We start from the raw sequence: 12,341 nt of genomic DNA on the forward strand, positions 1-12,341 counted from the left end.
CGCCATGTTCGCGCTCCCTTTCTTTCGCCGTGACCTGCCGGCACTGAAAGGCGACCGTGTCACGCTGCGCGTGCCGTTCACCAACGACTATCGCGAGTGGGCGGCGGTGCGCGGGGAAAGCCGCGCTTTCCTCGAACCATGGGAGCCACGCTGGACTCCCGATGAACTCGACCGCAACGCATGGCGGCTGCGCATCAGCCGCTACCGCGAGGATTATGCTCAGGGAACCGCTATCGCCTTCTTTATCTTCGAGAGGAGCAGCGGCAAGCTTGCCGGCGGCATCACGCTCGGCAACATACGCCATGGCGTCTCGCAAAGCGGCCATGTCGGCTACTGGATCGGCGAGCGCTTCGGCGGCCGCGGCCTGATGACCGACGCGGTCAAGGTGGTGACCCGCTTCGCCTTCGATACGCTGAGGTTGCACCGGATCGAAGCGGCCTGTATTCCCGACAATATCAGGTCGATCCGCGTGCTTGAAAAAGCCGGATTTCGGCGCGAAGGACTGCTGCGATCCTATCTCAGGATCAACGGCATCTGGCAGGACCACTACCTCTACGCCCGGATCGCGGACGATCCGCCGGGCGTTGGAACGAAGGACTGATTTTTGACGAAATTCCTGCGCAACGGGCCGCTGTTCGCCATTGTCCTCGCGATACTCCTGACGCTGTGGGCGGCATCGTCGGCCTTCGCCGTCGAGCCGATCAAGATCGCCCGCGACGACGTCGCGCTCGACCTTTCCGGCGCCGTCGAGATCTACCGCAACCAGGGCGAGAATTTCCAGGTGTCGACCGCGCCGGGTCCGGACGGCATCGTGCGGCGCATCGAGGTCGAGGCCAATGATGCCCGTTCGACCGGCGACTGGGCTGTCTTCGCGCTCGCCAACACCACCGACCAGCAGCTCGACCGGCTGATCGTCGCACCGCATTTCCGCCTGGTGAATTCCGGCATCTTCTGGCCGGATCTGGGCTCGACCCGCATCGCTGCCATCACGCCCAGCGAAGGCTTCGCGCTCGACCGCCAGACCAGTCCCGACGCCGACGTTTTCCGGGTGACGCTGAACCCCGGCACGGTGATCACCTTCATCGCCGAACTGGCCTCGCCGAAGCTGCCGCAGGTCTACCTCTGGGATCCCGAATCCTACAAGGACTCGGTCAATTCCTACACGCTGTTTCGCGGCATCGTCATCGGCATTGCGGGCCTGCTGGCGCTGTTCCTGACCATCCTTTTCGTGGTCAAGGGGACCTCGATGTTCCCCGCGACCGCCGCGCTTGCCTGGGCGGTACTGGCCTATATCTGCGTCGATTTCGGCTTCCTCAACAAGGTCATCGAGATCTCGCCCGGCAATGAGCAGATGTGGCGGGCGGGAACGGAGGTGGCGCTGGCGGGAACCTTCGTGGTGTTCCTGTTCGCCTATCTCAACCTCAACCGATGGCACGGCCATTTCAGTTATGGCGCACTGGTCTGGATCCTCGGGCTGGTGCTGATCGCCGGCGTTGCGATCGTCGATCCCGCGGTCGCCGCCGGCATCGCCAGGCTGTCCTTCGCCGCCACCGCACTGACGGGGCTTGGCCTGATCATCTTCCTCGGGATTCGTGGTTATGATCGTGCGATCATGCTGGTGCCCAGTTGGGTCATGGTGCTGTTGTGGCTGTGCGGGTCGTGGATGGCGATCACCGGCATGCTCGACAACGACATCGCCCAGCCGGCCCTGGGCGGCGGGCTGATCCTGATCATCCTGCTGATCGGCTTCACCGTCATGCAGCATGCCTTTGCCGGCGGCGCGCTGCATCAGGGCCTGTTCTCCGACCTGGAGCGGCAGGCGCTTGCCGTGGCCGGATCGGGCGACACGGTGTGGGACTGGGACGTGCTGCGCGACCGCGTCGTCACCAAGCCCGATGTCAGCATCCAACTCGGGCTGGCGCCGAACAGCCTCGGCGGTGCGGCGCGTAACTGGCTGCCGGTGCTGCATGCCGACGACCGCGACACGTTCCGCACGACGCTCGACGTCGTGCTCGAGCACCGGCGCGGCCGGGTGTCGCAGAACTTCCGCCTGCGCGGCGCTGACGGCCACTATCACTGGTTCTCGCTGCGTGCGCGCCCGGTCATCGGATCCGACGGCGAAGTCATCCGCTGCGTTGGCACCATGGTCGACGTGACGGAGCAGAAAAAGTCCGAGGAAAGGCTGCTGCACGATGCCGTGCACGACAACCTGACCGGCCTGCCGAACCGCGAACTTTTGATGAACCGGCTGGAAGCGATCATCTCGATCGCGCGCACCGAAGAGAAGGTGCGCCCGACCGTCTTCGTCATCGACATCGACCGTTTCAAGCAGGTCAACGACGGGCTCGGCATCTCGGCCGGCGACACCATCCTCTTGACCATCGCGCGCCGCCTGCACCGGCTGCTCAAGCCGAAGGACTCGCTGTCGCGCTTTGCCGGCGACCAGTTCGCGCTGATGCTGTTGTCCGAACAGGACCCGGCCCGCATCGCCGCCGTGGCGGATGCCATCAAGCATGCCATCAACAATCCGATCACCTTTGCCAAGCGCGAGATCGTGCTGACCGCCTCGATCGGATTGATCACCTGGAATTCGCCACAGATGTCGGCCGAGGACATGGTCAAGGATGCCGAGCTTGCCATGCATCAGGCCAAGCGCTTCGGCGGCGACAGAATCGAGCCGTTCCGTCCGGCTTTCCGCACTGTCGGCACCGACAGGCTGCAGTTCGAATCCGACCTGCGCCGCGCCATCGAGCGGCGCGAATTCACCCTTGCCTACCAGCCGATCGTCCGGCTCGAGGACGGCAGCGTCGCCGGCTTCGAGGCGCTGCTGCGCTGGGACCACCCGCGCCGCGGCATGATCCCGCCGGCGGATTTCATCCCGGTCGCCGAAAGCTGCGGCCTGATCGTGCAGCTCGGCCTGTTTGCCATGCAGCAGGCGGCGGAAGACCTCGCCAGCTGGCAAAAGCAGATCGGCGACGCGCCGCTGTCGGTCTCGGTGAATTTGTCCAGCCGCCAGTTGATCCGCCGCGACCTGGTCAGCGACGTCCGCTCGGTCATCGCTCGGGCCAACCTGAAGCCGCGCTGCTTCCGGCTCGAACTCACCGAATCGCTTGTCATGGACAATCCCGAGCAGACCGCCCATGTGCTGACCAAGCTGAAGCAGCTCGGCATCGGCCTGTCGCTGGACGATTTCGGCACCGGCTATTCGTCATTGGCCTATCTGACGCGTTTCCCCTTCGACACCATCAAGATCGACAAGAGCTTCGTCGACGACAACACGCCCAAGCGCGCGGTGCTGCTGAAATCGATGGTCAACATGGCGCATGAACTCGGCCTGTCCGTCGTCGCCGAGGGCATTTCGGACGAGAGCGACGCGCTGGAACTGCGCCAGATGGGCTGCGAATATGTCCAGAGCTTCATGTTCGGCGCGCCGATGCCGGGCGACCAGGTGCTGAAGACGCTGAAAGAGCAGTATCCGCTGACGCAAGCGTAAACGGATCAGGCGTGTCCGGCAGCGAGGCTGAGATGCGCAAGGTCGATACCGATCGAGGCGAGGATCCGGTCGTATTTGCGCTCGATATCGGTGTCGAACAGAAGCTCGGCACTGGCCGGACAGGTCAGCCAGCCATTTTCTGCGATCTCGGTCTCCAATTGGCCCGCGCCCCAGCCGGAATAGCCGAGCGCCATCAGCGCATGACGAGGCCCGCGGCCGGACGATATGGCGCGCAATATGTCGACGGTCGCCGTCAGGCAGATGTCGTCGGAAACGGTCAGCGATGATTCCACCCGATAGTCGCCCGAATGCAGGACGAAGCCCCGGCTGCGATCCACGGGGCCGCCATTGCGCACGACGAAATCGCGGGCCTGAGCCGGCAAGCGGATTGCCTCCTGCTCGTTCATGATGCCCAGTTGCACGAGCAAGTCCGGAAACAGCATCTGCTGCGTCTGGTTGATGATCAGGCCCATGGCGCCTTCATCGGAATGGGCGCAGACATAGATGACCGAGCGCGTGAAACGGTCGTCCTTCATGCCGGGCATGGCAATCAGGAACTGATCGTCGAGAAAGCCGCGACTGGCGACCGTCTTCTTGTGGCGCAACAAGTCCATGAAGGGAGCGTAACGCGTTTCCAAAGCGCCGAAAAGATGCGCCGTGCTGGATTCGACCAAAGCCTGTGGCGGCGGCTCGAACATTCTTCTCCCTCGAAGTCACGCAAATATGATACCGGCAAGGCCATGAAATCATTGCGCGGCCACGAACGGACGATCAAATCACCGCCATGCGAAGCTTGAAAATCCTGCTGCTCGGCGCCGGCATCGGATCGGCCACCGCTCTTCCCGCCGCCGCCTCTTCGTCGGCGTGGTACAACAGCGAAGGCGGCAAGGTCCGGCTGGTTACATCAGGCAAAGCCGACGATGCCGGCCGCATACAGGGCGTTCTCGACATAGCGCTCAAGCCCGGCTGGAAGACATATTGGCGCGATCCGGGAGACGCGGGCGTGCCGCCGCAACTCGACATTTCGGCCAGCACCAACGTCGCCGACGCCGCTCTGTCGTTTCCGGCGCCGCAGCGCCATGACGACGGCTATGGCAAATGGGCGGGCTACAACTATCCGGTCTCTCTGCCGGTGACATTCACGCTGGCGACGCCGAACCAGCCGGCGGTGATCGATGCCGACATCTTTCTCGGCATCTGCGAAACGATCTGCATTCCGGTGCAGACGCGGCTGACCGTCGACCCCGCCTCCGATCCGGACAATGCCGAGGACGCGGCGCTGGTGAAGGCGAGTTTTACGGCACTGCCTGCGCCCGCGAGGTCCGATTTCGGCATCAATGTGCTGCCGGGCGACCATGAGACGCTGATTGTCGAGGCGAGCTTTCCCGGCGATCCGGCGGCGGCGGATTTCTTCGTTGCCGGCGAGCAGGACTACATGTTCGGCACCCCGGCCCGCAGCGAAAAGGACGGCAAGCTGATTTTCACCGTGCCGATCCTCGACCGCCCCTCGACGACGCCGACTGATGGCGGGCTTCACTATACGCTGACGAGTGCGGCGGGCGCTGTCGAAGGGGTTCTGCCTTTCCCTTGATCCAGCCCATCGCAACGGTTGCAGGAAGCCGTTGGGTTCGCTACGCAAAGACACGTCCTTCCCCATTTCCCAAGCGAGGAATCCATGACCATTTCCGTTGGCGACAAGCTGCCTGACGTGACCTTCAAGACGATGACCGACGACGGCGCCAAGCCGATCACCGGGGCCGAGATATTCCCGGGCAAAAAGGTCGTTCTGTTTGGAGTTCCCGGCGCCTTCACGCCGACCTGCAGCAACAACCACTTGCCCGGCTATCTCGAGAACCATGACGCCATCCTGGCGCGCGGCGTCGACACCATCGCCGTCGTCTCGGTCAATGACGTCCATGTCATGGGCGCCTGGGCGCGCTTCACCGGCGGCGAGGGCAAGATCCTGTTCCTGGCCGACGGCAGTGGCGATTTCGCCAAGGCAGTGGGCCTCGACAATGACCTTTCCGCCAGCGGCATGGGGCTGCGTTCGAAACGATTTTCGATGATCGTCGACGACGGCAAGGTCACCGCGCTCAATGTCGAGACCAAGCCCGGTGTCGACGAGTCCGGCGCGGCCCATATTCTGGGACAGCTCTGAACTTCAGTGCGCCTTCGGCCGCAACGGCGATGGCGCTTGTGGTTCATGGCTTGCTTTGGGGGGATCCTAGCGATGTTTGACATCTTCTGGCGCGCTATCGCGATCGGCGTCGGCGCCACCGTGCTGATGGATCTCTGGGCCATCTTCCTGCACAAGGCGTTCGGCCAGCCACGGCCGAACTGGGGGCCGGTCGGCCGCTGGGTCTGGCATCTCCGTGACAAGGTCTTTCACGACGATATCGGCGATACAGCACCATACGCGCATGAAAAGGCGCTGGGTTGGGCCTTTCACTATTTTGTCGGCATCATCTACGGCATCATCCTGGTGGTGCTGGCCGGAGCGGGCTGGCTTGCCGCGCCGACATTTCTGCCGGCCTTCATCCTCGGCATTGTCACCGTCGGCGCCGGCTGGTTCCTGCTGGCACCCGGCATGGGCGCCGGCTGGGCCGCCTCGAAGCGGCCCAACCCGATGCGGATCCGGGCGCTGAACCTGGTGTCGCATACGGTGTTCGCACTTGGGCTTTGGGGCACGGCGCTGCTGATACGATAAGCGCTTACGGCTGTGTCGGCCTGTCGATCGGCTGCCAGCCGTAGACAACGGAATGCGCGCCGATATCGTAGTAGTTGCCGCCGCCCGCTGGCTGATCTGCTTCTTCGTACCCGAGCCGCGCCGCTCCTGAAATTCAATAGCTCTGGGTCGAGCGCCGCACCTTCGCGATTGCCGGCGCAGCAGGCTTTGGCGCTGCTGCAGGCTTGAACGGGCCTTTCTTGAACGGCGCCATGCCTTCGCGCGCGAGTTCGTCGGCGCGCTCGTTCTCGACATGGCCGTCATGGCCCTTGACCCAGTTCCAGGTGACCTTGTGGCGCTTGTTGGCCTCGTCGAGCGCCTGCCAGAGTTCACCGTTCTTGACAGGCTTCTTGTCGGCGGTCTTCCAGCCGTTCTTCTTCCAGCCGTGGATCCACTTGGAAATGCCGTCCATGACGTATTTGCTGTCGGTGTGAAGCTCGACCGTGCACGGTTCCTTCAGCGCGTTCAGCGCCGAGATAGCGGCCAACAGTTCCATCCGGTTGTTGGTCGTCTCGGCCTCACCGCCGGAAAGCTCCTTGGTGGTGCCGTTGAAGCGCAGGATCGCGCCCCAGCCGCCAGGGCCGGGATTGCCCGAACAAGCGCCGTCGGTGAAGATCTCAACCTGTTTGCTCATGATATCAGGCCAATCCATATTCCGAAGGAGATTTGATCGCCCGGTGGAACCGCATCCTTCTGATGTATTCGGTCGGATCGCGTTTCATCACCAGCCCGCCATCGGGGACGGTCAGCCAGTCGTATAGCCGGGTCAGCATGAAGCGCAACGCCGAACCGCGCGCCAGCATCGGCAGCGCAGCCTTTTCCTGGTCGCTCAGGGGCCGGACGCTCTTGTAGCCGGCGAGCAGCGCCTTGCCCTTGGTCAGGTTGAAGGAAAAATCCTTCTCGAAGCACCAGGCGTTGAGGCAGGTGGCGACATCGTAGGCATAGAGGTCGTCGCAGGCGAAATAGAAGTCGATCAGGCCGGAGAGCTTTTCGCCGAGGAAGAAAACGTTGTCCGGGAAAAGATCGGCATGAATGATGCCTTGCGGCAGGTCTTTGGGCCAGTTGCGCTCAAAATCGGCAAAGTCGGCATCAACCTCGGCCGCCAGGCCCGGCTCGACCTCGTCGGCCCGGTCGCGCGCTGCGTCCCAGAGCTTGCGCCAGCCGTCGATGGCCAGGGCATTCGGACGTGTCATCGAAAAATCGGCGCCGGCCAGATGCAATTGCGCCAACGCCTTGCCGACCTCGGCACAATGCGTGGCTGTGGGCCGCCGCAACGAAAGCCCTTCCAGGAAGGTGATGATGACCGCCGGCCGGCCGGCGAGCGTGCCGATGACGCTGCCGTCATGGGCGGTCACCGGCAGCGGGCAGGACACGCCCTTGTAGGCGAGATGGCCCATCAGCCCAAGGAAAAACGGCAGATCCGCCTTCTCGACGCGCTTCTCATAGAGCGTCAGGATGTAGGAGCCGCTCGAGGTGTGCAGCAGGAAGTTCGAGTTCTCGGTGCCTTCGGCGATGCCCTTGTAGGACAGGAGATCGCCGACCGGATAGTGCTTCAGGAATGCGCCGAGTTCGCCTTCCGCGACGTCAGTGTAGACCGCCATGTGCCTTACGCGGCTCCATTGACGAAGGCCATGTCGGCCCGCGTCAGTTCGACATCGCGCAGTACCCGCATGACCGGAAAATCCTCCGTTTCCGTGGCCGTGATGGCCAGATCGATCGTGACATCGAAGCGCTGCCGGAACGCGTCGATGATCTCGTCGACGATGATTTCGGGCGCCGACGCGCCGGCCGACAGGCCGAGCGTCGAAATGTTGCCGATGTCATTCCACGGAATCTCGGCGGCGCGCTGCACGAGAAGCGACATGGTGGCGCCTGCACGCTCCGCCACTTCGACAAGTCGTCGCGAATTGGAGGAATTCGGCGCGCCGACGATCAGATAGAGATCGGCGCCCGGCGCGGTGTCCTTGACGGCTTCCTGGCGGTTGGTGGTGGCATAGCAGATCGATTCCGCCGCTGGCGCCTGCAGCGCCGGAAAGCGATCCTGCAAGGCGCGGATGATGCCGGCGGTGTCCTCGACCGACAATGTGGTCTGGGTAACGAAGCCTAGCGCCTGCGGATCGGTGGGCGAGAGCTTTGCGGCATCGGCTTCGGTTTCGATCAGGGTCACCGCTCCGTCCGGGAGCTGGCCCATGGTGCCGATCACCTCGGGATGTCCGGCGTGACCAATCAACAGCACATGACGGCCGAGCCGCTGATGGCGCATCGCCTGCTTGTGGACCTTCGACACCAGCGGGCAGGTGGCATCGAGATAGAAGAGATTGCGCGCCTTCGCATCCGCCGGCACCGATTTCGGCACGCCATGCGCCGAGAACACGACGGGCGACTGCCGATGTTCGGCCGGGATCTCGGAGAGTTCCTCGATGAAGACGGCGCCAAGGCTTTGCAGCCCCTCGACGACGTAGCGGTTGTGCACGATTTCATGGCGGACGTAGACCGGCGCGCCATATTTCTTCAGCGCCAGCACGACGATCTGGATGGCACGGTCGACACCGGCGCAAAAACCGCGCGGCTGGCAGAGCCGGATCGTCAGAGGTGGTTTGGTGGTTGTCTGAAGCATTAAATCCGGGCCGGTTGATCAAAGCCGAAATGAGGTGCGCACCCCTGCCCTGTCAAGGGCATCGGTAGAAAGGGGGCGTCGCTCGCATTCATTCCTCTTTCGCGGGGCGGCGAAGCCGCAGGATGAGCACGGCGGCGAGCGTGGCGGCAAGCCCGTACCAGGTGACGGCATATTGCAGATGGCTGTTCGGCAGGTCGATGATGGTGACGCCGCCAACCGGCAATCCGCCTGGATTTGGCGTCTTGTCTGCGTCGATGAAGATCGGCACCAGCGTGAACCCAGCCGGCAGGCCCGCGCTCGCCGCCATGACGTCGCGGTCCTTCCAGTAGAAGATGTTCTTCGCCACATCGTTGTCGGGCAGCATCATCGACGGCTTTGCTGGCAGGGGGTTGCGAGCGAGCCCCGTGACCGTCACTCTGCCGGTCACCTGTCCCTTGGCGCGCTTGGCGGCGTCCTTCAGATCGTAAGGCACGAAGCCGCGATTGATCAGGACGAAGCGGCCGTCGTCGAGCGCCAGCGGCGTGTAGACATTGAAGCCGGCATCACCCTCCCAGGTCGCGTAAAAATGCCGTTCGCCTTGATGCAGGAACGTCCCGGTGACGGCGACGGGCGTATAATCGACGTCCCCGGTGGCTGCGAATTCTTTCTCGACCTCGGCCAGCGGCCGCGGCGCTGAATGAGTGCGCTGGTCGATGGTCTGCAGAAGGCCTTCCTTCCAATAAAGGCGCTGCACCTGCCAGGTGCCGAGCGCCAGCAGGATCAGGAACAGCACAAGGCCAAGGCCGAGCAGCAATGCCGTCCTAGGCCGCGATCGGCCATCGGCTTTAACGGTTGCCTCGCTCATTCGCCGCGATCCAACCGGCCTTCGGCCGCCTTGTTGCGGTATTGCAGCGTCAGCAGCACGCCTTTGATCAGCCTCAGCGCCGCCAGGCACAGCACGACAGCCAGCGGAATCCAGACCAGCAGATGCAGCCAGAGCGGCGGGCTAAGCGTGACTTCAACCCAGAGCGCCAGGCCGACGATAAGGAAGCCTATGATCAGGATGACGAACACCGCCGGCCCGTCGCCGGCATCGGCGTAGGAATAATCGAGGCCGCAATTGACGCAGCGCTTGCCGACAGTGAGGAAGCCGGAGAACAACCGCCCCTCGCCGCAGCGCGGGCAGCGGCCATGCAGGCCGGCCGAGATCGGATCGATCGGCGGCCAGATCGCCCTGTCTTCACTCATGGGAGCGTCGTCGCTCATTGCTTACCGCTCGATTTCGATCGGTGTGCCATCGGCCACCAGCGCCCAGATTTCGTCCATGTCGGAGTCCGTAACCGCAATGCAGCCGTCGGTCCAGTCGACCAATTGAAGCAGCCAGCCCCACCAGCCATAACCATTCGGTTGGCCGTGGATCATGATCATGCCGCCCGCGCCGACATTGCGCGCCTTGGCGGCGGCCTCATCGTCGGCATTGGGGTACGAAATATGGATCGATTTGTGCGCGATGCTGTTCGGGTTGCGCCAGTCGAGGACATAGTTCCCCTCGGGCGTGCGCTGATCGCCCTCCTGGTGCTTGTGCCCGACGGGATCGCCGCCGAGCGCGATGCCGTAGTTTCGCAGGACCTTGCCGTCGCCGATCAGTTCCAGCCGGCGTTCGGCCTTGTGAACACGCACCAGGTCCACCTTCTCGCCGGCAAAGGCCGGGAGTGCCCCGATCATCAATGCGCAAATAGCCCGGAAGATTGTCAGTCGCATTGGCTATCGATCAGCGATCATTGCGCCAAAAAGAAGAAGGCGGCCACGTTGCCGCGGCCGCCTCCAGAAATGAAAATCCCTCAGGCCTGGATCAGTGGCCCTCGATCACCGCGCCGACCGATCCCCAGACGTAGATCGAGGCGAACAGGAACAGCCAGACCACGTCGACGAAGTGCCAGTACCAGGCGGCCGCCTCGAAGCCGAAATGCTGCTTGGGGGTGAAATCACCCTTCATCGCCCGGATCAGGCAGACCAACAGGAAGATGGTGCCGATGATGACGTGGAACCCGTGGAAGCCGGTCGCCATGAAGAAGGTGGCGCCATAGATGGAATCCTTGAAAGCGAACGGAGCGTGCATGTACTCGTAGGCCTGCACCATGGTGAACAGCATGCCGAGGCCAACGGTCAGCACCAGGCCGTTGATCAGCCCCTTGCGGTCGCCGTGAAGAAGCGAATGGTGCGCCCAGGTCACCGTGGTGCCCGACAGCAGCAGGATGACGGTGTTGTAGAGCGGCAAATGGAAGGGATCGAGAACCTCCATGCCCTTCGGCGGCCAGACGCCACCAGTAAATGTGGCGCGCGCGTAGTTCTGTGCCTCACCGGCAAAAAGGCTGGCATCGAAATAGGCCCAGAACCAGGCAACGAAGAACATCACCTCCGAGGCGATGAACATGATCATGCCATAGCGCAGGTGCAGCGACACGACCCGCGTATGATGACCCTCATGCGCTTCCTTGATCGTGTCCGACCACCAGGCGAACATGGTGTAGAGGACGATCACGAGGCCGATGAAGAACAGCCACGGATTGGCGATGTTGAAGCCGAAGATCGGGAACGACCCGCCCTTCAGATATTCCATCAGGGCGACACCGCCAAAGGCCATGACCAGCGCCCCTACCGAGCCTAGGAAAGGCCATGGGCTCGGGTCGACGAGATGATAGTCATGCTGTGGTTTTGCGTGCGCGTCTGCCATATCAACCCCCGAGATTTGCTTCGGTATTCGAAATTGTCTTGCTGTTGCCATCGGTCGGCGCCGAGGAGGCGACCGGCTTGGTCTTCTCGACCGGGAACATCGTGTAGGACAGCGTGATCGTCTTCACGTCCTTGAGCTCCGGCACATTGACGATGTCGGGGTCCACGTAGAACAGGACCGGCATGTCCAGCGTCTCGCCGGGCTTCAGCGTCGTGTCGGTGAAGCAGAAGCACTCGACCTTGTTGAAATAGGGGCCCGCCAGTTCAGGCTGCACGTTGAAGGTGGCGCGGCCGGTCACCGAACGATCGAACTTGTTGGTCGCCTGGTAGTGCGCCTGCACGGTCTCGCCGATCTTCATCGTCATCGAGCGCTGGACCGGCTGAAACTCCCATGGCACGCCGGCGACGTTGGCATCGAAGCGGACGGTGATCTCGCGGTCGAGCACGCGGCCGGCATACTGCTTCTCGGCACGTTGCGTCGTGCCGCCATAGCCGGTCGCCTGGCAAAACATCTTGTAGAGCGGCACCGCGGCATAGGCCATGCCGATCATGCCGGTGAAGAAGGCGAGGCAGACAGCCGCGACGATGACGTTGCTGTTCTTGCCCGCCGCTTTCCTGGACTTCTCGACGCTCATCACATCGTGCCCAGATTGTGGCCGAACTTCACGATCGTCGCGATGTAGAAAATGACCACCAGCAGCGCCAGCGCCACGCCGATGGCGATAGAACGGCTGCGCTGCGCCTTCTTCTGACGCTCGGTCAACGTGACGGTCTCGAGCTTTTCCTCGATCATG

Annotated in this window: 15 protein-coding genes; 5 read left to right on the forward strand and 10 right to left on the reverse strand. The window is 63.0% G+C overall.

Going from position 1 to position 12,341, the window contains the following annotated elements; translation table 11 throughout:
• Positions 1–4 precede the first annotated feature (4 nt).
• Both EOC83_RS23065 and EOC83_RS23070 read left to right on the forward strand, forming a co-directional pair.
• The gene (locus EOC83_RS23065) at positions 5–601 is read left to right on the forward strand and encodes a GNAT family protein (protein WP_013532763.1); all 597 of its coding nucleotides are present in this window, start codon (positions 5–7) and stop codon (positions 599–601) included.
• A gap of 3 nt (positions 602–604) precedes the next feature.
• Positions 605–3,493, forward strand: a complete 2,889-nt coding sequence (locus tag EOC83_RS23070) for an EAL domain-containing protein (RefSeq protein WP_063167686.1) — start codon at positions 605–607, stop codon at positions 3,491–3,493.
• Positions 3,494–3,498: 5 nt separating this feature from the next.
• On the opposite strand, the gene EOC83_RS23075 is transcribed toward EOC83_RS23070, so the two are convergent.
• The gene (locus EOC83_RS23075) at positions 3,499–4,107 is read right to left on the reverse strand and encodes a YqgE/AlgH family protein (RefSeq protein ID WP_013532765.1); all 609 of its coding nucleotides are present in this window, start codon (positions 4,105–4,107) and stop codon (positions 3,499–3,501) included.
• Between the two features lie 170 nt (positions 4,108–4,277).
• Here EOC83_RS23075 and EOC83_RS23080 point away from each other — a divergent pair, with 170 nt between their 5' ends.
• The 3 genes from EOC83_RS23080 to EOC83_RS23090 all read left to right on the forward strand — a co-directional run bounded on the left by EOC83_RS23080 (position 4,278) and on the right by EOC83_RS23090 (position 6,200).
• Positions 4,278–5,084 (forward strand): protein-disulfide reductase DsbD domain-containing protein, encoded by an 807-nt coding sequence (locus tag EOC83_RS23080; protein ID WP_063167685.1) that lies wholly within the window; start codon positions 4,278–4,280, stop codon positions 5,082–5,084.
• An 84-nt stretch (positions 5,085–5,168) separates the two neighbouring features.
• The gene (locus tag EOC83_RS23085) at positions 5,169–5,651 is read left to right on the forward strand and encodes a peroxiredoxin (protein ID WP_027164142.1); all 483 of its coding nucleotides are present in this window, start codon (positions 5,169–5,171) and stop codon (positions 5,649–5,651) included.
• 72 nt (positions 5,652–5,723) lie between these two features.
• Positions 5,724–6,200, forward strand: coding sequence for a DUF2938 domain-containing protein (locus EOC83_RS23090; protein WP_013532768.1), 477 nt, complete (start codon positions 5,724–5,726; stop codon positions 6,198–6,200).
• A 133-nt stretch (positions 6,201–6,333) separates the two neighbouring features.
• Here EOC83_RS23090 and rnhA read toward each other — a convergent pair whose 3' ends face one another.
• The 9 genes from rnhA to EOC83_RS23140 form a co-directional block, all read right to left on the reverse strand.
• On the reverse strand, positions 6,334–6,852 hold the full coding sequence (gene rnhA / locus EOC83_RS23100; protein ID WP_027164143.1) for a ribonuclease HI: 519 nt from the start codon (positions 6,850–6,852) through the stop codon (positions 6,334–6,336).
• Positions 6,853–6,856: 4 nt separating this feature from the next.
• Positions 6,857–7,819, reverse strand: a complete 963-nt coding sequence (locus tag EOC83_RS23105; protein WP_063167684.1) for a homoserine kinase — start codon at positions 7,817–7,819, stop codon at positions 6,857–6,859.
• 5 nt (positions 7,820–7,824) lie between these two features.
• Positions 7,825–8,835, reverse strand: coding sequence for a 4-hydroxy-3-methylbut-2-enyl diphosphate reductase (gene ispH / locus EOC83_RS23110; RefSeq protein ID WP_063167683.1), 1,011 nt, complete (start codon positions 8,833–8,835; stop codon positions 7,825–7,827).
• Between the two features lie 88 nt (positions 8,836–8,923).
• Positions 8,924–9,679, reverse strand: coding sequence for an SURF1 family protein (locus EOC83_RS23115; protein ID WP_063167682.1), 756 nt, complete (start codon positions 9,677–9,679; stop codon positions 8,924–8,926).
• Positions 9,676–10,062: a DUF983 domain-containing protein gene (locus tag EOC83_RS23120; RefSeq protein WP_024503617.1), complete on the reverse strand. Its 387-nt coding sequence runs from the start codon at positions 10,060–10,062 to the stop codon at positions 9,676–9,678. The genes EOC83_RS23115 and EOC83_RS23120 overlap by 4 nt, the downstream gene beginning before the upstream one ends.
• A 21-nt stretch (positions 10,063–10,083) precedes the next feature.
• Complete coding sequence (locus EOC83_RS23125) at positions 10,084–10,575, reverse strand: L,D-transpeptidase family protein (RefSeq protein WP_063167681.1); 492 nt, start codon at positions 10,573–10,575, stop codon at positions 10,084–10,086.
• A gap of 91 nt (positions 10,576–10,666) precedes the next feature.
• Complete coding sequence (locus EOC83_RS23130) at positions 10,667–11,548, reverse strand: cytochrome c oxidase subunit 3 (protein ID WP_024503615.1); 882 nt, start codon at positions 11,546–11,548, stop codon at positions 10,667–10,669.
• Between the two features lies 1 nt (position 11,549).
• Complete coding sequence (locus EOC83_RS23135) at positions 11,550–12,182, reverse strand: cytochrome c oxidase assembly protein (RefSeq protein ID WP_027164147.1); 633 nt, start codon at positions 12,180–12,182, stop codon at positions 11,550–11,552.
• Positions 12,182–12,340 carry a hypothetical protein gene (locus EOC83_RS23140; protein ID WP_013532777.1) on the reverse strand — a complete coding sequence of 53 codons (159 nt, stop codon included), beginning with the start codon at positions 12,338–12,340 and terminating at the stop codon, positions 12,182–12,184. The genes EOC83_RS23135 and EOC83_RS23140 overlap by 1 nt, the downstream gene beginning before the upstream one ends.
• Position 12,341: the final 1 nt, after the last annotated feature.

It is taken from the genome of Mesorhizobium sp. Primo-A (assembly GCF_003997175.1).
Classification (GTDB): domain Bacteria; phylum Pseudomonadota; class Alphaproteobacteria; order Rhizobiales; family Rhizobiaceae; genus Mesorhizobium; species Mesorhizobium ciceri.